19 protein-coding genes are annotated in these 22,911 nt (G+C 71.4%); 6 read left to right on the top strand and 13 right to left on the bottom strand.

Features of this window, described 5'->3' with window-relative positions; translation table 11 throughout:
* Genes ptlI through fdxA form a run of 5 tightly spaced genes read left to right on the top strand, consistent with a single transcriptional unit; the run spans nucleotide 1 to nucleotide 5,704 of the window.
* Nucleotides 1-1,398, top strand: a complete 1,398-nt coding sequence (ptlI, locus tag ACFZDC_RS09985) for a pentalenene oxygenase (RefSeq protein ID WP_391322016.1) — start codon at nucleotides 1-3, stop codon at nucleotides 1,396-1,398.
* Entirely contained in the window at nucleotides 1,395-2,384 is a 990-nt protein-coding gene (ispH, locus tag ACFZDC_RS09980; RefSeq protein ID WP_391322014.1) for a 4-hydroxy-3-methylbut-2-enyl diphosphate reductase, read from the top strand. The genes ptlI and ispH overlap by 4 nt, the downstream gene beginning before the upstream one ends.
* On the top strand, nucleotides 2,381-4,246 hold the full coding sequence (locus tag ACFZDC_RS09975; RefSeq protein ID WP_391322012.1) for a 1-deoxy-D-xylulose-5-phosphate synthase: 1,866 nt from the start codon (nucleotides 2,381-2,383) through the stop codon (nucleotides 4,244-4,246). The genes ispH and ACFZDC_RS09975 overlap by 4 nt, the downstream gene beginning before the upstream one ends.
* Nucleotides 4,247-4,259: 13 nt before the next feature.
* Nucleotides 4,260-5,387 (top strand): flavodoxin-dependent (E)-4-hydroxy-3-methylbut-2-enyl-diphosphate synthase, encoded by a 1,128-nt coding sequence (gene ispG / locus ACFZDC_RS09970; protein ID WP_391322010.1) that lies wholly within the window; start codon nucleotides 4,260-4,262, stop codon nucleotides 5,385-5,387.
* A complete protein-coding gene (fdxA, locus tag ACFZDC_RS09965) occupies nucleotides 5,384-5,704 on the top strand; it encodes a ferredoxin (RefSeq protein ID WP_391322008.1) in 321 nt (106 codons plus the stop codon). The genes ispG and fdxA overlap by 4 nt, the downstream gene beginning before the upstream one ends.
* Before the next feature lie 28 nt (nucleotides 5,705-5,732).
* Here fdxA and ACFZDC_RS09960 read toward each other — a convergent pair whose 3' ends face one another.
* Both ACFZDC_RS09960 and ACFZDC_RS09955 read right to left on the bottom strand, forming a co-directional pair.
* Complete coding sequence (locus ACFZDC_RS09960) at nucleotides 5,733-6,227, bottom strand: NUDIX domain-containing protein (RefSeq protein ID WP_391322006.1); 495 nt, start codon at nucleotides 6,225-6,227, stop codon at nucleotides 5,733-5,735.
* A gap of 27 nt (nucleotides 6,228-6,254) precedes the next feature.
* Nucleotides 6,255-7,328: an ADP-ribosylglycohydrolase family protein gene (locus tag ACFZDC_RS09955; RefSeq protein ID WP_391322004.1), complete on the bottom strand. Its 1,074-nt coding sequence runs from the start codon at nucleotides 7,326-7,328 to the stop codon at nucleotides 6,255-6,257.
* A 165-nt stretch (nucleotides 7,329-7,493) separates the two neighbouring features.
* Here ACFZDC_RS09955 and ACFZDC_RS09950 point away from each other — a divergent pair, with 165 nt between their 5' ends.
* Nucleotides 7,494-8,630 carry a glycerate kinase gene (locus tag ACFZDC_RS09950; protein WP_391322002.1) on the top strand — a complete coding sequence of 379 codons (1,137 nt, stop codon included), beginning with the start codon at nucleotides 7,494-7,496 and terminating at the stop codon, nucleotides 8,628-8,630.
* 254 nt (nucleotides 8,631-8,884) lie between these two features.
* On the opposite strand, the gene pssA is transcribed toward ACFZDC_RS09950, so the two are convergent.
* From pssA to ACFZDC_RS09895, 11 genes are all read right to left on the bottom strand, one after another.
* A complete protein-coding gene (gene pssA, locus ACFZDC_RS09945) occupies nucleotides 8,885-9,700 on the bottom strand; it encodes a CDP-diacylglycerol--serine O-phosphatidyltransferase (protein ID WP_391322201.1) in 816 nt (271 codons plus the stop codon).
* Nucleotides 9,701-9,722: 22 nt separating this feature from the next.
* Nucleotides 9,723-10,379: a phosphatidylserine decarboxylase gene (locus tag ACFZDC_RS09940; protein WP_391322000.1), complete on the bottom strand. Its 657-nt coding sequence runs from the start codon at nucleotides 10,377-10,379 to the stop codon at nucleotides 9,723-9,725.
* Nucleotides 10,380-10,548: 169 nt separating this feature from the next.
* Nucleotides 10,549-11,754: an acyl-CoA dehydrogenase family protein gene (locus ACFZDC_RS09935; RefSeq protein WP_391321998.1), complete on the bottom strand. Its 1,206-nt coding sequence runs from the start codon at nucleotides 11,752-11,754 to the stop codon at nucleotides 10,549-10,551.
* Nucleotides 11,755-11,757: 3 nt separating this feature from the next.
* Nucleotides 11,758-12,285 carry a MaoC family dehydratase gene (locus ACFZDC_RS09930; RefSeq protein WP_067303517.1) on the bottom strand — a complete coding sequence of 176 codons (528 nt, stop codon included), beginning with the start codon at nucleotides 12,283-12,285 and terminating at the stop codon, nucleotides 11,758-11,760.
* Between the two features lie 2 nt (nucleotides 12,286-12,287).
* Nucleotides 12,288-13,247, bottom strand: a complete 960-nt coding sequence (locus ACFZDC_RS09925; protein ID WP_391321996.1) for an aldolase/citrate lyase family protein — start codon at nucleotides 13,245-13,247, stop codon at nucleotides 12,288-12,290.
* Complete coding sequence (locus ACFZDC_RS09920) at nucleotides 13,244-15,271, bottom strand: methylmalonyl-CoA mutase family protein (protein WP_391321995.1); 2,028 nt, start codon at nucleotides 15,269-15,271, stop codon at nucleotides 13,244-13,246. The genes ACFZDC_RS09925 and ACFZDC_RS09920 overlap by 4 nt, the downstream gene beginning before the upstream one ends.
* Nucleotides 15,272-15,280: 9 nt before the next feature.
* Entirely contained in the window at nucleotides 15,281-16,618 is a 1,338-nt protein-coding gene (gene ccrA / locus ACFZDC_RS09915; RefSeq protein WP_391322199.1) for a crotonyl-CoA carboxylase/reductase, read from the bottom strand.
* 394 nt (nucleotides 16,619-17,012) lie between these two features.
* Nucleotides 17,013-17,804: a hypothetical protein gene (locus tag ACFZDC_RS09910; protein WP_391321993.1), complete on the bottom strand. Its 792-nt coding sequence runs from the start codon at nucleotides 17,802-17,804 to the stop codon at nucleotides 17,013-17,015.
* The gene (locus ACFZDC_RS09905) at nucleotides 17,801-19,867 is read right to left on the bottom strand and encodes a polysaccharide deacetylase family protein (protein WP_391321991.1); all 2,067 of its coding nucleotides are present in this window, start codon (nucleotides 19,865-19,867) and stop codon (nucleotides 17,801-17,803) included. Before ACFZDC_RS09905 ends, ACFZDC_RS09910 begins: the two co-directional genes overlap by 4 nt.
* Nucleotides 19,868-19,967: 100 nt before the next feature.
* The gene (locus ACFZDC_RS09900; RefSeq protein ID WP_391321989.1) at nucleotides 19,968-21,464 is read right to left on the bottom strand and encodes a glycosyltransferase; all 1,497 of its coding nucleotides are present in this window, start codon (nucleotides 21,462-21,464) and stop codon (nucleotides 19,968-19,970) included.
* Nucleotides 21,461-22,738, bottom strand: a complete 1,278-nt coding sequence (locus ACFZDC_RS09895; protein WP_391321987.1) for a nucleotide sugar dehydrogenase — start codon at nucleotides 22,736-22,738, stop codon at nucleotides 21,461-21,463. The genes ACFZDC_RS09900 and ACFZDC_RS09895 overlap by 4 nt, the downstream gene beginning before the upstream one ends.
* Nucleotides 22,739-22,911: the final 173 nt, after the last annotated feature.

Here is a 22,911-nt window from a genome sequence, read left to right as displayed (position 1 = left end):
ATGCCCCAGCAGACCTATGTCGCCGGGACGGCCCCCGGGGCGGTCCCGGTCGTCGGCCACGCCCTGCAGATGATGCGCCAGCCCGTGCGGTTCATGTCGTCGCTGTCCGCCCACGGCGACCTGGTGAAGATCAAGATCGGTCCGACCGCCGCGTACGTGCCCTGCCACCCGGGCCTGCTGCGCGACGTGCTGACCAACGACCGCACCTACGACAAGGGCGGCGTCTTCTACGACCGGGCCCGTGACATCGCCGGGAACGGCCTGGTCACCTGCCCGTTCAAGGACCACCGCCGGCAGCGGCGGCTGATGCAGTCCGCCTTCCAGCGCTCCCAGCTCAAGCGTTACGCCACCGCCATGCACGCCGAGATCGAGGCCACCTCCGAGCGCTGGCACGACGGCATGGTCGTCGACGCCTTCCAGGAGCTGTACGGCATGGCCCTGCGCACGGTGGCCCGCACCCTCTACTCCACCCCCGTCAGCAAGGAACTCGCCGACGGCGTGGAACGCGCCTTCGACACGGTCCTCAACGGGCTGTTCCGGCAGATGTTCCTGCCCCGCTCCCTGCGCCGCCTGCCCACCCCGGCCAACCGCCGCTACCGGCGCAACCTGGACTACCTGCACGCGACCACCCAGCAGCTGATCGACGACTACCGCCGGGACGACGCCGAGCACGACGACCTGCTGTCCGCCCTGCTCGTCTCGCGCGACGAGGACGGCAGCCGGCTCGACGACACCGAGATCCACGACCAGGTCATCACCGTGATGGCGGCCGGCACCGAGACCGTCGCCGGCACCCTCACCTGGATCTTCCACCTGCTCTCCCAGCACCCGGACATCGAGGCCGCGCTGTACCACGAGATCGACACCGTCCTCGGCGGCCGGGCACCGGCGTGGGACGACCTGCCGAACCTGTCGCTGACCGACCGGATCATCAGCGAGACCCTCCGGCTGCACCCGCCGGCCTGGCTGTTCACCCGGCTCACCGCGTCCGACACCGAACTCGCCGGACAACACCTGCCCAAGGGGACCACCATCGTCTTCAGCCCCGCCGCGGTGGCGCTGAACGAGGAGGCCTACCCCGACGAGCACCGCTTCGACCCCGACCGCTGGCTCCCCGACCGGCTCTCCCCCCTGGCCCGCCAGGCGTTCATGCCGTTCGGCACCGGCGCACGCAAGTGCATCGGCGACCTGTACGCCCGTACCGAGGCCACCCTCGGGCTCGCCACCATCCTCGGCAAGTGGCGGATCACCTGCGAGCCGGACGCCGATGTCCGGCCCGTCCCGCTGGCCACCGTCTACCACCCCCGCCGGCTGCGGCTGCGGATCAACGCCCGCACCGAGCGCGCCACCGCGGCGGCGGTCGCCTTCCCCGGCTTCGGCGGGGGTGACGCCGCGTGAACGGGGCCGGGAAGGTCGTCCTGGCCCAGCCGCGCGGCTTCTGCGCCGGCGTACGGCGGGCCATCGGCATCGTGGAGCGGGCCCTGGACCTGCACGGCGCACCGGTGTACGTGCGCAAGGAGATCGTGCACAACCACTACATCGTCTCCGAACTGGAGAAGCGTGGCGCGGTGTTCGTGGACAGCGAGGAGGACGTCCCGCACGGCGCGGTGTGCGTCTTCTCCGCCCACGGTGTCTCCCCGGCGGTCCGGGCCGGCGCGGACCGGCGGCACCTGGAGGTGATCGACGCCACCTGCCCGCTGGTGGCCAAGGTGCACCAGGAGGCCCTGCGCTTCGCCCGCGACCGCCGCACCATCCTGCTGGTCGGGCACGCGGGCCACGAGGAGGTCGACGGCGTCCTCGGCGAGGCACCCGAGCGGACCGTCGTGGTCGAGACCGTGGCGGACGTGCTCCGGCTCGACCTGCCCGACGACACCCCGGTGGCCTTCCTCACCCAGACCACCCTCTCCTTCGACGAGACCGCGAAGGTGGTCGAGGCGCTGCGCGCGCGGTTCAGCGACATCGTCGCCCCCGGCGGCGACGACATCTGCTACGCGAGCCAGAACCGGCAGAACGCCGTCAAGGACCTGGCACGCCGTCACGACCTGGTCCTGGTCGTGGGATCGGCCAACTCCAGCAACTCACTGCGCATGGTCGAGGTGGCGCGCGAGCACGGTTGCCGGGCCCACCTCGTCCCCGACCGGGACCACCTGAGCCAGGCGTGGCTGGACGGCGTGTCGAGCATCGGCGTCAGCGCCGGGGCCAGCGCGCCCGAGATCCTGGTCGGCGGCCTCCTCGGCCGGCTCGCCGAACTCGGATACACGAACGTCGAGTTGCAGCAGGCGGTGCCCGAGGACGTCGTCTTCGCGATGCCGGCCAGGCTGGCCGACCCGGTCACCGGCCGGATCCCCCGCACACCGCTGGCGGACGAGGCGCAGGTGCGATGAACGCAGCAGAGGAGACACGCGTGAAGGAGTCACGCGTGGACACACACGTGGAGGACATCCGGGGGCCCGAGGACCTGCGGGCCATGTCACCCGAGGAGGTACGCCGGCTCGTCCCGCCGATCAGGCGGCTGCTGGTGGACACCGTCACCCGCACCGGCGGGCACCTCGGTCCCAACCTCGGGGTCGTCGAACTGTCCATCGCGCTGCACCGCGTCTTCGAGTCCCCCCGGGACCGCATCCTGTGGGACACCGGCCACCAGACCTACGTCCACAAGATCCTCACCGGCCGCGCCGGGGTCCTCGGCTCGCTCCGGCAGCGCGGCGGACTGTCCGGCTACCCCTGCCGGACCGAGTCCCCGCACGACGTCATCGAGAACTCGCACGCCTCCACCGTGCTGTCCTGGGCAGCCGGCCTCGCCCGCGCCCACGGCATGCGCGGGGACACGGGACGCGCCGTGGTGGCCGTCCTCGGGGACGGGGCGCTCACCGGAGGCATGGCCTGGGAGGCGCTGAACAACATCGCGACCGCCCCCGGCCGGCCGGTGATCGTCGTGCTCAACGACAACACCCGCTCCTACGGCCCCACCACCGGCGGCATCGCCGAACACCTGACGGCACTGCGCGGCGAGACCACACCGGGCAGCCTGTTCGAGACCCTCGGACTCACCTATCTGGGCCCCGTGGACGGCCACGACATCTCGGCCGTGGAGACGGCCCTGCGCCGCGCCCGCGACCTCGGCCGGTCCGCCGTCGTCCACTGCGTCACCGACAAGGGCCGCGGTCACGCCCCCGCCGAACAGGACGAGACGGACCGGCAGCACGCCGTACGGCCCCTGCGCCCCGGCCCGCCGGACGGTGACGGCTCGCCCTCCTGGACCTCGGTCTTCGGCCGGGAGCTCGCCGAACTCGGCGGCGAGCGGCCCGACCTGGTGGCCGTCACCGCGGCCATGCTCCACCCGACCGGCCTGACCGAGTTCGCCGCCCGCCACCCGGACCGCACCCTCGACGTGGGCATCGCCGAACAGCACGCGGTGACCGCCGCCGCGGGCCTCGCCCTGGGCGGGATGCATCCGGTGGTGGCGATCTACGCCACCTTCCTCAATCGTGCCTTCGACCAGCTCCTCATGGACGCCGCCCTGCACCGCGCCCCCGTGACCCTCGTCCTGGACCGGGCCGGGGTCACCGGGGAGGACGGCCCCTCGCACAACGGCATGTGGGACCTGTCCCTGCTCAACATGGTCCCCGGGCTGCGGCTGGCGGCGCCCCGCGACGCCCCCACCCTGCGCCGCGCGCTGCGCGAGGCCGTCGCCGTCCACGACGGCCCCACCGCCCTGCGCTTCCCCAAGGGCACCACGGGGCAGGACGTTCCGGCCATCGACACCGTCGTCGGGGTCGACGTGCTCCGGCGGGGGGAGCACGCGGACCTGCTCCTCGTCTCCGTCGGGGCCATGGCCGGCATCTGCCTGGAGGCCGCGTCGCTGCTCGCCCTGGACGGGATCGGCGTCACCGTCGTAGACCCGCGCTGGATCAAGCCGGTGCCGCCGGCCCTGGTGGAGCTGAGCCTCGGGCACCGCCTGGTCGCGACCGTCGAGGACAACGGCCGGGCGGGCGGAGCCGGGGCCGCGGTGGCCCAGGCGCTGAGCGACGCGGGGGCGCCCGCTCCCGTCCGCACCTTCGGGCTGCCCCAGCGGTTCCTCGCCCACGGCTCCCGGTCCGAGGTCCTCGAAGCCGCCGGACTCACCGCCCCCCGGATCGCCGACACCCTGGCGGCAGCGCTCCTGTACAGCCGCGCGGCCGTCGGCCCCACCCACCTCGCCGTACCGCACCCGGCCGTTCCCCACACCGCCGTACCCCCACACTGAGGAGACACGTGCCATGTCCGTCCCGCTCGGGGTGCCCACCGTGCCGGTGCGCCTCGCCCCCCGCCGCCCCAGCCGGCAGATCCAGGTCGGGTCCGTGGCCGTGGGCGGTGACGCGCCCGTCTCGGTCCAGTCCATGACCACGACCCCGACCGCCGACGTCGGGGCCACCCTGCAGCAGATCGCCGAACTGACCGCGGCCGGCTGCCAGATCGTCCGCGTCGCCTGCCCCTCGCAGGACGACGCGGACGCACTGCCGGCCATCGCCCGGAAGTCCCCGATCCCGGTGATCGCCGACATCCACTTCCAGCCCCGCTACGTCTTCGCCGCCATCGACGCCGGATGCGCGGGAGTCCGCGTCAACCCCGGCAACATCCGCCGGTTCGACGACAAGGTCAAGGAGATCGCCCGGGCGGCCGGGGACGCCGGCGTCCCGATCCGCATCGGGGTGAACGCGGGCTCCCTCGACAAGCGTCTGCTGGCCAAGTACGGCAAGGCCACCCCACAGGCGCTGGTGGAATCGGCGCTGTGGGAGTGCTCGCTGTTCGAGGAGCACGGCTTCAGGGACCTGAAGATCTCCGTCAAGCACAACGACCCGGTGGTGATGGTCAGCGCCTACCGGCTGCTCGCCCAGCAGTGCGACTACCCGCTCCACCTCGGCGTCACCGAGGCCGGCCCCGCCTTCCAGGGCACGATCAAGTCGGCGGTCGCCTTCGGCGCGCTGCTGAGCGAGGGCATCGGCGACACCATCCGGGTGTCGCTGTCGGCCCCGCCCGCCGAGGAGGCCAAGGTCGGCATCCAGATCCTGGAGTCGCTGAACCTGAGGCAGCGCCGGCTGGAGATCGTCTCGTGCCCGTCCTGCGGGCGGGCCCAGGTGGACGTGTACAAGCTCGCCGACGAGGTGACCGCCGGCCTGCAAGGCCTGGAGGTCCCGTTGCGGGTCGCCGTCATGGGGTGCGTGGTGAACGGCCCCGGCGAGGCCCGGGAGGCCGACCTCGGGGTCGCCTCCGGCAACGGCAAGGGACAGATCTTCGTCAAGGGCGAGGTCGTCAGGACCGTACCCGAGTCGAAGATCGTGGAGACGCTCATCGACGAGGCACTCAAGCTGGCCGAGCAGATGGAGAAGGAGAGCGAGCTGCCATGACCTACGTGATCGCCCAGCCCTGTGTCGACGTCAAGGACAAGGCCTGCATCGAGGAGTGCCCGGTCGACTGCATCTACGAGGGGCGACGCGCCCTGTACATCCACCCCGACGAATGCGTCGACTGCGGGGCCTGCGAGCCGGTCTGCCCGGTCGAGGCGATCTTCTACGAGGACGACACCCCGCCGGAGTGGGCCGGGTACCGGGCGGCGAACGCCGAGTTCTTCGACGACCTCGGCTCGCCCGGGGGCGCCGCCGCCCACGGCCTGATCGACCGCGACCACCCGGTCGTCGCCGGGCAGCCGGTCCACACGGCCTGAACGGGGGCCTGACCGTCCGCGCGGGCGGTCAGGCCACCCGGTCGCCGTTCTCCAGCTCCACCGTGCCCGCGCCCTCCGCCAGGACGTCCAGCGCGGCCAGCACCCGGCGGCCGAGGGCGCCGGGCAGGTGGCCGGGGATCTCCTCGCGGGTCACCAGACGCCAGGACAGCAGCTCCTCCTCCTGCAGACGGATGGCCTTCAACTCGCTCTCGGTGAGGACACCGCCGTCGTACAGGTACGCCACCAGCGGTGGCCGGCCCGCCCCGGCCACCCAGTCCACCGCGAGCAGCCGGCCCGGTTCCCGGTCCAGGCCGATCTCCTCGAGCGTCTCGCGGCGGACCCCCTCGCGGGGCGTCTCGCCGTCGTCCGACTCGATCGTGCCGCCCGGAAGGGCCCAGCCCTCACGGTAGTTGGGGTCGACGAGCAGTACACGTCCCTCGGCGTCCCGGAAGAGCGCGGCGGCACCGGCGAGGACTCGGGGGAGGCCGGCGATGTACGCGGCGAAGTCGTCTGTCGTGGTCATTCAGGAAGGGTAACCAGGCGCCGGAGGCTACGGGCCGGCGGTCGCCAGGCGCAGGGTGCGCTCGGCCAGCGCACTGATCCGTACCCCGTCGAACCCGAACACCGCGCTGCGCACCGTGTCCTGGAGCGGGTCCCTCCACTGGGCCGGGATGGCGGCCGCGCCGGTGAGCACCCCGGCCACCGAGCCGGCCGTCGCCCCGTTGGAGTCGGTGTCCAGGCCGCCGCGGACCGTGAGGGCGATGGTGCGCGTGAAGTCGCCGTCGCCGTACAGCAGCCCGGCCGTGAGGACCGCCGCGTTCGGCACGGTGTGGATCCAGCCGAGCCCGGCGGTCTCCGCGGACACGGTGGCCAGCGTTTCCTCCCAGGGCAGCCGGGTCTCGTGCAGGGACACCACCCGGCGCACGGTACGGGCCAGCCGGCTGCTCGCCGGGATCACGGCGAGTGCGGTCTCCAGCGCCTCCCGCACACCCCGCGCGCCGAAGGCCGCCGAGATCAGCGCGGCCGCGAACATCGCTCCGTACACGCCGTTGCCGGTGTGCGAGAGCACCGCGTCCCGGCGGGCCAGCGACGCCGCCCGCGGCGGGTCGCCGGGGCAGGTCCAGCCGTAGACGTCGGCGCGGATCAGCGCGCCGATCCACTCCTGGTACGGGTTGTCGTACGTCGCCGTCAGCGGCGGCTTCAGACCGTTCGCGAGGTTGCGGTACGTCGCCCGTTCCGCGGTGAAGGTCTGCAGGTACGGCAGCCTGAGCAGCCACAGGTCGCCGACCTGCTCGGTGCTGAAGCCGAAGCCATGGGTCTCCAGCAGGTGCAGGCCCAGGATCGCGTAGTCCACGTCGTCGTCCCGGCAGCTGCCGTGGATGCGGCCGCGCACGCACTGGCGCCACTCCGGGCGCAGTACGGCGCCGTCGTCCGCGTCGGCGGGCTCGGGCAGGTAGTCGGTCAGCGGCAGCGCGGCCGTCTGCCGCAGATAGCGGTCGATGCGCTCGCGGGTCCACACGTCGCCCTGCTCGACCGGTTTGCCGAGCATGTTGCCCGCGATCCGGCCGAGCCAGCCCCCGTGGATGCGGTCGGCGAGGTCAGGCCCGGTGCCCTGGTTGGTCATGGCTGGGGTCTACCCGTTTTCCAAAGGCGGCTCCCAGCCGCTTCCCAGGGTTCGGTCGGGGCATGACGGCGGGCGCGTCCTGCGGTTAAGGTCGCAGCGGCGCGACTGGCCCTGACGTGCGCGGGGCCCGGAGAGCAAGGGGAAAGCAAGGTGGCGGACGCTGCAGTGAACGAGACCCGTCGGGTGCTCATCGCCGCGGACAAGTTCAAGGGCTCGCTGACGGCCGGGCAGGTCGCCGAGCGGGTGACGGCCGGGCTGCACCGGGTCGTGCCGGGTCTCGAGGTTGAGGCGCTGCCCGTGGCCGACGGTGGCGACGGGACCGTGGACGCGGCGGTCGCGGCCGGGTTCGAGCGGCGGGAGGTCCGGGTCGCCGGGCCGCTGGGCCAGGAGGTGACGGCCGCGTTCGCGCTGCGCGGCGACACCGCGGTCGTGGAGATGGCCGAGGCGAGCGGCCTGCAGCGGCTGCCGGCCGGCGTCTTCGCGCCGCTGACCGCCTCCACGTACGGCTCCGGGGAGCTGCTGCGGGCCGCGCTGGACGCGGGCGCGCGGACCATCGTGTTCGGTGTCGGCGGCAGCGCGACGACGGACGGCGGCGCCGGGATGCTGTCGGCGCTGGGCGCCAGGTTCCTGGACCAGGACGGCGAGCCGGTGCCGCCGGGCGGAGGCGGCCTCGCCGACCTGGCGCGGGCGGACCTGTCCGGCCTCGATGCGCGTCTGCCGTCGGTGGAGCTGGTGCTTGCCAGCGACGTCGACAACCCGCTGACCGGCCCCATGGGCGCTCCCGCGGTGTACGGCCCGCAGAAGGGGGCCTCGCCGGACGACGTGGCGAGCCTGGACGCGGCCCTGGCCCACTTCGCGAAGGTCCTGGAGGCCGAGGCCGGGCCGCGGGCGGCGGAGCACGCGGCGGCGCCGGGCGCGGGAGCGGCGGGCGGCATCGGCTACGGCGCGCTGCTGCTGGGCGCCCGATTCCGCCCCGGCATCGAAATCATGCTGGACGTGCTGGGCTTCGCCCCGGCGCTGGAGCGTGCCTCGCTGGTGATCACTGGCGAGGGCTCGCTGGACGAGCAGACCCTGCACGGGAAGGCACCGGCCGGGGTCGCTGCGGCGGCTCGGGCCGCGGGCAAGGACGTCGTCGCGGTGTGCGGGCGGCTCGCTCTGCCGGAGGAGGCGTTGCTGCGGGCCGGTATCGGACGGGCGTACCCGTTGACGTCCGTCGAGCCCGACGTGGCCAAGTGCATCGCGGATGCCGGGCCGATCCTGGAGCGGGTCGCCGTTCGCATCGCCGAGGACCACCTGGTCTGAGGTACCTGGTGGCTCCGCCCCCGGACCCCCGGCCCATGCCCTTCCACCACCCGACTCGGTAGGCCGAAAAGGTGCCCGGGGCCGGGGGTGGGCGTCGGCCTGGCACGGGGCCCGCGAAGCCGACCGAGACGGGTGGGCGGGTGCGCCGGGGGGGTCTGGGGGCCGAGCCCCCAGCGCGGTTGCACCGGTGCCGAGCACCGCACAAGCGAAGGGCCCCGAACCCAACCCGGGTCCGGGGCCCTCCCAGTGGAGCGCTACGGCTGCGCGGCCCGCGCCTCGCGCCGGTTGTCACGGAAGTTGTTCACCCGGCGCGCCGTGGCGAACAGCGGGATCACCGCGCCCATGACCAGCTGCAGGGCGCAGCCCGTCTGGAGGAGCAGCTGACCGCCCGGGGCGTCGAAGGCCCAGGCGGCCAGGAGGCCCATGGACAGGACGATCCAGGAGAGCATGGCGCCGGCTAGCCGGCCCCGCGGCTTCGGGTACTCCACACGGCTCACCATCAGCCACGCGGTGCCCAGGATCGCCAGCAGGGTCGCCACGAAGGGCAGCTCCAGCAGGACGATCGAAACGACCGTCAGTGCGCCGAACGGCGACGGCATGCCCTGGAACACGCCGTCCTTCATGGTCACGCAGGAGAAGCGCGCCAGACGGAGCACGACGGCCAGGAGCACCACGATGGCCCCGAGCGCCGCCACCCTCTGGTGAGCGTCGTCCGCGACCATGCCGTAGACGAGGACGAAGTACGCGGGCGCGAGGCCGAAGCTGATCAGGTCGGACAGGTTGTCCAGCTCTGCGCCCATGGGGGAGGAGCGCAGCTTCCGGGCCACCAGGCCGTCGAACAGGTCGAAGACCGCCGCGCAGAGCATCAGGATGACCGCCGTGGCCGCGCTGTGGCGGGCCATGCCGGACTCCTGGCTGCCGGTGAGGTGCGGGATCAGGATGCCGGTGGTCGTGAAGTACACCGCCATGAAGCCGCACGTCGCGTTGCCGAGCGTGAGGGTGTCCGCTATTGAGAGGCGGAGAGAAAGGGGCATCTCCTCCTCTTCGTCCACCTCGTCGGCCTCGGGCACCCAGCCCGCCTGGGTCTCCGGATCAATCACGGTCAATGCGAGTCACCCCAGCCACGGTCTTCTGGCCGACCTCGACCGCGACCTCCACGCCCTCGGGCAGGTAGAGGTCGACACGCGAGCCGAAACGGATCAGACCGATGCGGTCGCCCTGCTCGACCTTCGTCCCCTCAGGGAGGTAGGGCACGATGCGACGGGCCACCGCGCCGGCGATCTGGATCATCTCGATGTCGCCGAGTTCGGTGTCGAAATGCCAGACTACGCGCTCGTTGTTCTCGCTCTCCTTGTTGAAAGCGGGAACGAAGCCGCCCGGGATGTGCTCGACCGACGTCACCGTGCCCGCCAGGGGCGCGCGGTTGACGTGGACGTTGAGCGGGCTCATGAAGATCGCGACGCGGGTGCGGCCGTCCTTCCAGGGCATGATGCTCTGCACCACACCGTCGGCGGGCGAGATGACCCGGCCCTGGGCGATGTCGCGCTCGGGGTCGCGGAAGAACCACAGCATGCCCGCCGCGAGCGCGGTGGCGGGCACGGCGACGGCCTTGGCGACGCCCGAGCGGCGGGCGCGGACCAGGCTGAGGGCTGCGGTGGCGACGGTCGGGAGAAGCCACGGCGATGCTCCGCGCGCGAGGCGTACGCCGACCTGGCGGTCGCGAGGTGCAGAGGTTTGGCTGTGGGGCATGGATGACCTTCGTAGCGGATGATGCCGCGCTCTGACGGGGGACGGCGGCTTTCCCGGATCGTACCGGTCGCGGGCCACAACTGGGCAAGCCAGTCAGCCGAGTCGGCGGCCGAACACCACCTACGGGGTGTGATCTTCTTCTCGAAGAAAACACCCCGTACCCGGACAATCAGCCCTGGAACCGATACTCTTCGAGCAGCCTGCGCCCGATGATCATTTTCTGGATCTCGGCGGTACCTTCGCCGATCAGCAGCATCGGGGCCTCCCGGTAGAGGCGCTCGATCTCGTACTCCTTGGAGAAGCCGTAGCCGCCGTGGATCCGGAAGGCATCCTCCACGACCTCCTTGCAGTACTCGGAGGCGAGGTACTTCGCCATCCCTGCCTCGAGGTCGTTTCGTTCCCCGGAGTCCTTTTTACGTGCCGCGTTGACCATCATGGCATGCGCGGCCTCGACCTTGGTGGCCATCTCGGCCAGCTTGAACTGAATGGCCTGGTGCTGGGCGATCTGCTTCCCGAAAGTGTGACGCTGCTGGGCGTACTGGACGCCGAGTTCGAAGGCACGCTGAGCGACGCCACAGCCACGCGCCGCGACGTTGACGCGGCCGACCTCCACGCCGTCCATCATTTGGTAAAAACCTCGGCCGGTGACGCCGCCGAGCACCCGATCGGCCGGAATGCGCAGGCCGTCCATGATGAGCTCGGTGGTGTCGACCCCCTTGTAGCCCATCTTCTCGATCTTGCCCGGGATGGTCAGGCCGGGGCGCACCTCGCCGAAGCCGGGCTCCTTCTCGACCAGGAAGGTCGTCATCGACTTGTGGGGCGCCGTGCCCTCGGGGTGTCCTTCGTCACTCCGGACGAGAACGGCCACCAGGGACGACGTGCCGCCGTTGGTCAGCCACATCTTCTGGCCGTTCAGGACGTACTCGTCGCCGTCCCTGACCGCCTTCGACGTGATCGCCGACACATCGGAGCCCAGACCCGGCTCCGACATCGAGAACGCGCCCCGGATGTCACCGGCCGCCATGCGCGGCAGGAAGTGGTCCTTCTGCTCCTGCGTGCCGTGCTGCTTGAGCATGTACGCCACGATGAAGTGCGTGTTGATGATGCCGGACACCGACATCCAGCCACGGGCGATCTCCTCCACGCACAGCGCGTAGGTGAGGAGCGACTCGCCCAGGCCCCCGTACTCCTCGGGGATCATCAGACCGAACAGGCCGAGTTCCTTCAGCCCGTCGACGATCTGCTGGGGGTACTCGTCGCGGTGCTCCAGCTCGGTCGCGACCGGGATGATCTCTTTGTCGACAAAGTCCCGGACGGTGGAGAGGATCTCCTGCTGGACGTCGGTCAGACCGGCGGTCTGGGCGAGACGGGCCATGGCCTACTTCTCCGTGTTCTTTTCCGCGGGTGCGGTCAGTTCCGGGCGGCCGGGCTGCTCGCCGCCGCGCTCCTTGATGTAGGTCTCGGTGGGCACCATGACCTTGCGGCGGAAGACGCACACCAGGGTGCCGTCCTGCTTGTAGCCCTTGGTCTCGACGTAGACGATGCCGCGGTCGTTCTTCGACTTCGACGGCCACTTGTCGAGCACGGTCGTCTCGCCGTAGATCGTGTCGCCGTGGAAGGTCGGCGCCACGTGCTTGAGCGACTCGATCTCCAGGTTGGCGATCGCCTTGCCGGAGATGTCGGGCACGGACATGCCGAGCAGCAGGGAGTAGATGTAGTTCCCGACGACGACGTTCTTGCCGAAGTCCGTCGTCTTCTCCGCATAGTTGGTGTCCATGTGGAGCGGGTGGTGGTTCATGGTGAGGAGACAGAACAGGTGGTCGTCGTACTCCGTGACCGTCTTGCCCGGCCAGTGCTTGTACGTCGCCCCGACCTCGAACTCCTCGTAGGTGCGCCCGAACTGCATGCTCACGCCTCCGGAATCTCGAACTTGCTGGTGCGCTGCATGCCGGCGGCGCGTCCCTTGCCGGAGATGACCAGGGCCATCTTGCGGCTGGCCTCGTCGATCATCTCGTCGCCGAGCATCGCCGAGCCCTTCTTGCCGCCCGCCTCGGACGTGTAGTAGTCGTACGCGTCCAGGATCAGCTCGGCGTGGTCGTAGTCCTCCTGGGAGGGCGAGAAGATCTCGTTGGACGCCTCGACCTGGCCCGGGTGCAGCACCCACTTGCCGTCGAAGCCGAGCGCCGCGGCGCGCTGGGCGACCGCACGGTAGCCCTCGACGTTGCGGATCTGCAGGTAGGGGCCGTCGATCGCCTGGAGGTTGTTGGCGCGGGCGGCCATCAGGATCTTCATCAGGATGTAGTGGTAGGCGTCCGCCGGGTAGCCGGGCGGCTGCTCGCCCACGACCAGCGACTTCATGTTGATCGACGCCATGAAGTCGGCCGGGCCGAAGATGATCGTCTCGATGCGCGCAGAGGCCTGCGCGATCTCGTTGACGTTGTTCAGACCCTGGGCGTTCTCGATCTGCGCCTCGATGCCGATCTTCCCGACCTCGAAGCCCATCGTCTTCTCGATCTGGGTCAGCAGCAGGTCCAGCGCGACGACCTGCTGGGCGGTCTGCACCTTCGGCAGCATGATGCAGTCGAGGTTCTGGCCGGCGCCCTCGACCACCGTGACGACGTCCCGGTACGTCCACTCGGTGGTCCAGTCGTTGACGCGCACGACCCGCGTCTTGCCCGTCCAGTCGCCCTCGTTGAGGAACTTGACGATGGTGTGCCGCGCCTCGGGCTTGGCGAGCGGCGCGCACGCGTCCTCCAGGTCCAGGAAGACCTGGTCGGCGGGGAGGCCCTGGGCCTTCTCCAGGAAGCGGGGGTTGCTTCCCGGGACCGCCAGGCAGGAGCGGCGCGGGCGAAGGCGGTTGACGGTCATGCGGGGACCTCCAGGGGGTCGAGCTTGTTCGCTTTCCGGATCTCGTCGACGATGCGGCCGATGATCCCGGTGATGTCGAAGTCCTTCGGGGTGAACACCGCGGCCACACCGGCGGCCCTGAGCTGTTCGGCGTCACCGTTCGGGATGATGCCACCTGCGATCACCGGTATATCTGTGGCACCGGCCACACGCAGCCGCTGGAGTACGTCCGGCACCAGCTGGGCGTGCGAGCCGGAGAGGATCGACAGGCCGACCGCGTGCACGTCCTCGGCGAGGGCCGCGTCCACGATCTGCTCGGGCGTCAGCCGGATGCCCTGGTAGACCACCTCGAAGCCGGCGTCACGGGCGCGCACCGCTATCTGCTCGGCGCCGTTGGAGTGACCGTCCAGGCCCGGCTTGCCGACCAGGAAGCGCAGCTTGCCGACGCCCAGCTCGCGGGCGGTGGCGTCCACCTTGGCCCGCACCTCGCCGAGTGCCGAGCCGGCCTCGGCGGTGACGGCCACCGGTGCCGAGGAGACCCCGGTCGGCGCCCGGTACTCGCCGAACACCTCGCGCAGGGCCCCGGCCCACTCGCCGGTCGTGACCCCGGCGCGGGCGCACTCCAGCGTGGCCGCCATCAGGTTGTCGGTGCCCTTGGCGGCCTCCTTCAGCCGCTCCAGCGCCTTGCACGGGCGCGGGTGGTTGAAGGGCGGCTGGTAGCGGGTGTCCCGCCAGTGCTGCAGCGCCTCGATGACACGGGCCTCGACCGCCGGGTCGACCGTCTGGATCGCGGTGTCCAGGTCGGCCGTCAGCGGGTTCGGCTCGGTCGTCTCGAAGATGTTGACGCCGATGATCTTCTCCTGGCCGGACTCGATCCGCGCCCGCCGCTCGGCGTGCGAGGAGACCAGCTGCGCCTTGAGGTAGCCGGACTCGACGGCGGCCATCGCGCCGCCCATCTCCTGGATCCGGTCGATCTCGGCGAGGCACTCCTCGACCAGGGCGTTCACCTTCGCCTCGATGACGTGGGAGCCCTCGAAGATGTCCTCGTACTCCAGCAGGTCGCTCTCGTGGGCGAGGACCTGCTGGATGCGCAGCGACCACTGCTGGTCCCAGGGGCGGGGCAGGCCGAGGGCCTCGTTCCAGGCCGGGAGCTGCACGGCACGCGCCCGTGCGTCCTTGGAGAGGGTCACGGCCAGCATCTCGAGGACGATCCGCTGGACGTTGTTCTCCGGCTGAGCCTCCGTCAGGCCCAGCGAGTTGACCTGGACGCCGTAACGGAACCGGCGCTGCTTGGGGTTCTCGATGCCGTACCGCTCGCGCGTGACCTTGTCCCAGATGCGGCCGAACGCCCGCATCTTGCACATCTCCTCGATGAAGCGGACGCCCGCGTTCACGAAGAAGGAGATGCGGGCGACCACGTCACCCATGCGCTCCTGCGGCACCTGACCGCTGTCGCGGACGGCGTCGAGGACGGCGATCGCGGTGGACATCGCGTACGCCATCTCCTGCACCGGCGTGGCCCCGGCCTCCTGCAGGTGGTAGCTGCAGATGTTGATCGGGTTCCACTTCGGGATGTGGGAGACCGTGTACGCGATCATGTCCGTCGTCAGACGGAGGCTCGGCCCCGGCGGGAAGACGTGCGTCCCGCGGGACAGGTACTCCTTGACGATGTCGTTCTGGGTCGTGCCCTGGAGCTTGGTGATGTCAGCGCCCTGCTCCTCGGCGACGACCTGGTAGAGCGCCAGCAACCACATGGCGGTGGCGTTGATCGTCATCGAGGTGTTCATCTGCTCCAGGGGGATGTCCTGGAACAGCCGGCGCATGTCACCGAGGTGCGAGACCGGCACGCCGACCCGGCCGACCTCGCCGCGGGCGAGGATGTGGTCGGGGTCGTAGCCGGTCTGCGTCGGCAGGTCGAACGCCACCGACAGACCGGTCTGGCCCTTGGCGAGGTTGCGCCGGTACAGCTCGTTGGACGCCTCCGCCGTCGAGTGGCCGGCGTACGTCCGCATGAGCCACGGACGGTCCTTCTGACGCTCTGTCATCTAAGGCCCTCAGATGTTCCGGAAGCGGTTGATGGCGTCGATGTGCTTGGCGCGCATCTCCTCGTCGCGCACGCCCAGGCCCTCCTCGGGGGCGAGGCACAGCACGCCGACCTTGCCCTGGTGCAGGTTGCGGTGGACGTCGTACGCCGCCTGGCCGGTGTCCTCCAGGGAGTAGACCTTGGAGAGGGTCGGGTGGATCTTGCCCTTGGCGATGAGGCGGTTGGCCTCCCAGGCCTCGCGGTAGTTCGCGAAGTGCGAGCCGATGATCCGCTTCAGCGACATCCACAGGTAGCGGTTGTCGTACTCGTGCATGTAGCCCGAGGTCGAGGCGCACGTGGTGATGGTGCCGCCCTTGCGGGTGACGTAGACGGAGGCGCCGAAGGTCTCGCGGCCGGGGTGCTCGAAGACGATGTCGATGTCCTCGCCACCGGTCAGCTCGCGGATGCGCTTGCCGAAGCGCTTCCACTCCTTCGGGTCCTGGGTCTGCTCGTCCTTCCAGAACTTGTAGCCCTCGGCGTTGCGGTCGATGATCGCCTCGGCGCCCATCGCCCGGCAGATGTCCGCCTTCTGCGGCGAGGAGACGACGCAGATCGGGTTGGCGCCGCCGGCCAGGGCGAACTGGGTGGCGTAGGAGCCGAGGCCACCGCTCGCGCCCCAGATCAGGACGTTGTCGCCCTGCTTCATCGCCGCGCCGTTGCGGGAGACCAGCTGGCGGTAGGCGGTGGAGTTGACCAGGCCCGGAGCCGCGGCCTCCTCCCAGCTCAGGTGCGCCGGCTTCGGCATCAGCTGGTTGGACTTGACCAGGGCGATCTCGGCGAGGCCGCCGAAGTTCGTCTCGAAGCCCCAGATGCGCTGCTCGGGGTCGAGCATGGTGTCGTTGTGGCCGTCGGAGGACTCCAGTTCGACCGACAGGCAGTGGGCGACGACCTCGTCACCGGGCTTCCAGGCGTTGACGCCCGGGCCGGTGCGCAGGACGACGCCCGCGAGGTCGGAGCCGATGATGTGGTACGGCAGGTCATGCCGCTTGGTCAGCTCGCTGACCTTGCCGTAGCGCTCCAGGAACCCGAACGTGGACAGGGGCTCGAAGATCGAGGTCCACACCGAGTTGTAGTTGACCGAGGAGGCCATGACGGCCACCAGGGCCTCGCCCGGGCCCAGCTCGGGCACCGGCACCTCGTCGAGGTGGATCGACTTGCGCGGGTCCTTGTCGCGGGTCTCCAGGCCCGCGAACATCTCCGTCTCGTCCTTGTGGACGGTGATCGCGCGGTACGACTCGGGGAGCGGAAGAGCGGCGAAGTCGGCGGACGTGGCGTCCTTCGACTGAATCGCGTCCAGGATGTCCTTCACGGTCACGGTGTTGCCTCCGGCGGTGAGCGCCCTGAGGGAGGGGCGCTGGGGTTTCGTCGGTGCTGTTGGGAGTGCTGCTGAGGGTTGGGGAATGCCGTCGGTTCGGCGGGTGGTGCTTCGGCAGCGCTTTGTGGCGCGGGAGGTTGCCTGTGACGCAGGCGTCCGGGCGCGCAGGCCGTCCGGCTTGCGGGGACAGCCGACGCGCGAAAGGTCTCTGCGCGCCGGCCGCCCGGACTTCTTTCAACGTATGACACCGCGTGTCATGTGACAAGGCACTGAGTGCCAGAAGTTTCTCTCAGATGAAATCTTTACGTAACAAATGAGCGATGATCGATCAGGGCTGCCCGTGAGTAGGCCTTTCGTCCGCTTTACGTCACCGACTCGCGCCGCACCGTCACTCCGAGTGTGCAACGAAGTCACGGAAGGTGAACTCCGTGTTGTCCCCGCGAATGCCCACGCCTCCCGGCCGGTACAGGTCTCCCGGTGAGGCGTCGGTCACGTCCAGTACCCGGCGGCCCGCCAGCTCCAGCGTGATGCGCACCGTGTGGTCGGGAAGATCGGTCGCGGTGGCCACGACGTCGGTCCACACGTCCGGCGACAGCCCGGCCGGCGCCGTGGCAAGGGTCACGTAGGTGCCCCCGTTGGACGGGCCGCCGGGCGTCTTGCGCTTCACCGCCACCTGTCCGTCGCGCCGGGTCACGCTCACCGCGTAGCACTCCTGCTCGTTGTGGAACCGCAGCCACAGGTGCACGCCGTCGTACGCCTGTGCCGGGGTACGCGGTGTCGTCACCAGCTCGGTCAGCCGCAGCCGCAGGGACAGGCGGGTGTCGGCGAAGTCCCGGCGCCGGGAGACCAGCCGGAAGACCGCGGAGTCCGTGGTGCGGGCGGACGCGGGGTCGGGCCGCTCGCCGTCGGGGTGCCCCGACCACCCCGCGCCGTCGAGCCCGAACAGGGAGCCGCTGGTCATGGTCCAGTCGGGGGAGTGGCGGGCGCCGGGGGCGTCGGGGTGCCAGTACGCGAACTCGTTGGTGACGAGCCCGCGTTCCGGGAAGGCGGGCCGGAAGTCCGACGGGGCGCCGGCCGTGCCCTGGGCCTCCAGGGACAGTCCGCCCGCGAGCGCCGCCGACGCGAGCACGGCCCCGGTCAGGAGCCGTGCGCGGCGGCGCCGCAGGAGCTGCCGGATCATGCCGTACGTCCTCCGTCGAGCGCGCAGTTCTCGAAGGCCGGCCACGGCTGGGCCGGCGAATGCCGGTAGGCGCCGAGCCCGATGCCGCCGGTGCCGCCGGAGGCCGGGACGGAGGCGCGCACCAGCCCGCCGCCGACGCGGACCTGGGTCGCGTGGGCCCCGACCGTCACCCGGACGTCCCGCTGCGCGGCCTCCGGCAGTTTGCGGGACAGCACCGTACGGGGGTGGGCGCCCGGCCCGGACAGCAGCGTGACCCAGCCGCGCGAGAGGCGGACGGTGAGCTGGTCGGGGGCGCCGCGGCGCACGACGACCGAACTGTGCAGCCCCTCCTCCACCAGCCCCGTCAACCGGGTGCTCAGGGTGTACCCGGACCAGTGCCCGGTGCTGCCCGGCCGGTAGCCGGCGTACGTCCAGCCGCCGGTACCGACCGGCTGCACCGTGCCGGCACCGATCACCGCCTGCGCCTGACGGCCGTCACCGTCGCTCCAGCCCGCGGGGCCGTCGAAGGGGCGGCCGGCGGCGCGTGCCCCGGGCAGCGGGCCGGTCTCCACGTGGCGGAACGCCGGCCAGGCCGTCCCCGTGTCCCCGCGCGACAGCGCCAGGGCGATGCCGCCGGTGCCGCGTACCCCGCTGCCGTTCGGCAGGCTGAAGCGGACCCGGCCGTCCACCACCGCCGCGGTGCGCGCGCCGTCCACCGTGATCCGCACCTCGTGGGACGGCCCCGGCGTCAGCCGGCGCTCGGCCAGGACCCGGTCGGGGGGCCCTCCGCCGACCAGCTGGGCGGTGCCGTAGGAGACCCGCACCCCGACGGTGGCGTCCCCGCCGACCCGGGCGAACGCCGTGCCGCCGCCGCCTCGCGAGGACAGACCGGTCAGGCCGGCGGTGACCGAGTAGTGGTCCCAGTCGGTGGCGGCGTACGGCGCGTAGGCGGCGTACGCGTACCGGCCGGCCGGGTGGGGGCCGCCGGCACCCGTGAGGAAGTCCGGGCCGCCCTCCAGCGGCTTCCAGTCGCTGCCCGTCCAGCGCTCCGGGAAGCGCAGCGGATCCCCCGCGGGCGGCACCGGAGTGCGGGCCGCCACCTGCGCGAGCAGCGCGTCGGGTGTGGTGTCCGCGAACACCTCCAGTCGCTGGAACTCCTGGTGCGCCGCCGATCTGCGGCCCGCCGGTTCCGGGCCGGAACTCTTGTCCGTCAGTGCCCCGACGAAGAGCCGGTCGATCAGGTCGCCGATGTAGGCGCTGTTCTCCGGCAGGGCCGAGAACGGGTACGCGAACAGCCGGGGCCGGGGCAGTCCGTGCCGGGGGAAGTCCTCCAGGGACCGGGTGAAGTCCGCCCGCACCCGGCGTTCGTAGTGGTCCTGGCTCTCCAGGCGGCCGGTGGACGCCAGGTATCTGCGGTGCGCGAGCAACGACCCCAGTGCGCCATGCGGCCCGATACGGGTGCGGCTGTGCAGGTCGTGCGTGTGGTCCTCGAAGTCCCAGCGGCCCGAGCGGGCCATGCGGGCGATCTCCTGCCAGGACAGGTAGTAGGGCCGGTGCTGCCCCACCCGTCCGGTGATGAGGAACGAGACCGCGGTCATGTCGTGCCGCGCGAGGATCCGGTCCCCGTACGTCCACAGCCCGTGTGTGCCGTCGTCGAACGTCAGCATCACCGAGCGCGGCGGTACGGGTCCGCCGAGCAGGTAGGTGACGAGCTCGTCGGTGGTGAGCGTGCGGAAGCCGGCCGTCTGCAGGGCCGTGAGCTGCCGTTCGAACACCGCGGGGTCCACCACGTAGCTGCTGCCGCTGTGCGGATGGAGGTCGTGGTAGGTGAGGATCACCGGCGCCGCGCGCTCCGGAAGCCGCGCTCCCAGGGCCTTCCAGCGGGCGGTGGCCGCCGCGTCGACGCGTGCGGCGGGCACACTCACCTGACGGGTGACCTCGCGCTGGTCGACGTAGAGCCGCCAGGCGACGACGAACGGCACGGCGAGGACCAGCGCGGTCAGCGTGCCCAGGGCGCTGCGCAGCGCGCCCCGGCGCAGGCGGACGGTGAGGCGTGGCCGCCTCGCGGCTACAGAATGGACCACGGCGGCCAGCTCCCCCGGGACAGCACCAGCAGATACAAGGTGATGACGACGCCCGCGGCCAGCAGCGCGGCCAGGCCCCGTCCGGCGGCCCGTGCGGCCCTCATGACAGCCTCCTCGACCACACCCCGCGCCGGATGGTCAGCAGGGAGTACGGCAGCAGCCAGGACAGCACCAGGGACGACAGCAGGCTCATCAGCGGCCGGTAGCGCCAGCGTGTGGAGCCGGGGTTGTCGGCCTTGAAGGCAAGGCCCCACACCACCCCCTTGAGCAGCACGCCCGCCAGATACAGCCCCGTCAGGAACCACAGCCCGTGGTACGGCGCCCACACCAGATGGCGTACGGCCATCAGCGGAGCGCACAGCACCCACAGGACGTGCCCGTAGAACAGCACCGCCGGGCCGAGACCGCGCCGCCACATGAAGGTGCCGGTGAAGAAGAGATTGCGGATGAAGCTCTTCTTCCAGCGCACCTGCTGCCGCATGAAGGGCCGCAGGCGCGCCGGCACGGTCGTCCAGACTTTCGCGGACTGCACGTATCCGATACGCCACGGCAGTTCCGCGTGGTCCCGCCGGGTGATGAAAGGAGAATCCGCGTACTGCGCCTTGAGCCTTTTCCCCTTCCATTTCTGGCCGAGAACATATCCGGTGAGCTGCCGGTCGGTGGCGAACCGGAATTCACCGCCGAGGAAACGGTCGCCCGCCCAGGCCGGGAGGTAGTTGAGAATCGCGTCACTGCGGAACACGGCGAGCGGCCCCGACACGCAGGAGACGGACCCGAAGGTCGCCTCGGCCGCCTTGGCCACCCGGAACTGTCCCTCGTACCAGACGTCCTGGGCCCTGGACAGCACGGACTCGTCGGCGTTCAGCGCCCGCGCGTGCCCGCTGACCGCCCCCAGCTCGCGGTGCCGCACCAGCGCGGCGACGCAGCGGCGCAGCGCGTCGGGGGCGAGCACGCAGTCGGAGTCGGTGAAGGCGATGACGTCCCCGTCCGCCAGCTCGGCGGCGCGGACCAGGGCGTGCTTCTTGCCGACGTTGCGGTCCAGGTAGAGCACCCGCACGGGCAGCTCCCGCTCCAGGCGCCGCAGCACCGCGCAGGTGCCGTCGGTGGAGGCGTCGTCGACCACCACGATCTGCAGGTCCGGGTAGTCGCTCGCGGCCATCGAGCGCACGCAGGCCTCGATGCCGTCCTCCTCGTCCTTGACCGCCACCAGAAAGCTCACCCGTGGTCGTGCGGGCAGCTCCGGGAAACGGTGCAGATGGCGCGGGCGCCGGCGCAGCGTCCGCTGGGAGGGGTCGTCGTAGCGGCTGTAGGCGATGAACAGCATGGAGATCGTGACCGTCAGGACCAGGAACCCGTACCCGAGCACGAGCGGGGCCTGGACCAGCCGGGGTGCCTCGCGGGCGAGGATCAGCAGCAGCGGGAGCAGCACGATCACCACGCAGAGCCGGCGCGCCGCGTGCCGTACCCCGGGGTCCATCCGGTCCGTCACCCCGGCGACGCGGCGGCGGCCGGGCCGCGCGGAACGCGGCCCGGGCACCGAGGGGTGCGGCGGCTGCGGCCCGCCGGGCGCGGCGGGCCGCTCGGCCTGGACGCTCATACCACCGCCCGGCGCTTGAAGTCCTGCAGCCGGTAGGTGGTGTCGAGGACCGGGATGTCGTCCGTGATCCACGTCAGGTCCTGCCGCGGATGCACGGAGTGCACCAGCACCAGGTCCCAGTGCCGTTCCCCGGGCTCCCGCTCGGACAGCAGCCGGCGCCCGCCCAGCGACACCGCCGGGATCAGCGGATCGGTGTACGCGACCTCGGCCCCGGCCTCGCCGAGAGCGGCCATGATCTCCAGCGAGGGCGACTCCCGCAGGTCCGCCACCCCCGGCTTGTAGGCCACCCCCACCACCAGCACCCGGGCCGCGCGCAGCGGTACGCCCGCGTCGGCGAGGACCTCACGGGCGCGCTGCACGACGGCCTGCGGCCGGGTGGCGATCGCGGTCATCGCCGTGTCGATCAGCGGCGCGGCCACCCGCTTCCGGCGCAGCTGCCACAGCAGGTAGTGCGGGTCGCACGGGATGCAGTGGCCGCCCACCCCGGGGCCGGGGAAGAACGGCATGAACCCGTACGGCTTGGTGGCCGCCGCCTGGATGACCTCCAGCGCCTCCAGGCCCAGCTCGCCGCAGATGGTGGCGAACTCGTTGGCCAGGGCGATGTTGACCGCGCGGAAGGTGTTCTCCAGTAGCTTGGTCATCTCGGCGGCCTCGGGCGAGAGTACCTCGTGCACCTCGGCGCCGGTGCGGCGCAGCACGTCGGCGGCGCGCCGGGTGCACTCCGGGCTCACCCCGCCGACCACCCGCGGGGTGGTGCTCTGGGTGTGGTCGGTGCTGCCCGGATCGATGCGCTCCGGGGCGTAGGCCACGCTCACGTCCTCGGGCACCCGCAGCCCGCGCTCGGCGAGCGGGCCGAGCAGCAGGTCCCGGGTGGTGCCGACGTAGCTGGTCGAGGTGAGCACGATGGTCTGCCCGGGCACCGCGTGCGCCGCGGCGGTCGCGCAGGCGCCCACGAGCGCCCGCAGGTCCGGTACGAGGTGCTCGTCGACCGGGGTCGGCACGCAGATCAGCACCGCCTCGGCCGTGCGCAGGGCCGCCGGGTCCGTCGTGAGGACGAACCGGTCGGCGCCCGGCGCCTCCCCGGTGTGGGCGCGCAGCCGGCGGTGGTCGTCGGGGACCAGGTCGACGCGGTGGTCCCGGATGGCGTCCAGCCGGTCGGCGTTCACGTCGAGGCCTATGACTGTGAGGCCCGACTCCAGCAGGGCGAGGGCCGTGGGCAACCCCACGTAGCCGAGCCCGATGATGCCGACGACAGGTGTCGCGGAAAAAGACAAGGAAATCCCCCCTGCACAATGCCGCGTGCGAGCGGCACAAAGGAATGCGACGGCGCGCACCGAGCCTCATCCCCCTGTTTCCCCGAGGCTACTTTCGGTGTACACGCCAAGACCGCCGACCTCCCCTGGTCGGCGGAATATGTCCGATGGTCTGAAAGCATGCCATGCCGGCG

It is taken from the genome of Streptomyces sp. NPDC007905 (assembly GCF_042959345.1).
Taxonomy (GTDB): Bacteria; Actinomycetota; Actinomycetes; order Streptomycetales; family Streptomycetaceae; genus Streptomyces.
Note: the sequence above shows the minus strand (reverse complement) of the source record. Positions and strands in the feature narration are given on the sequence as shown.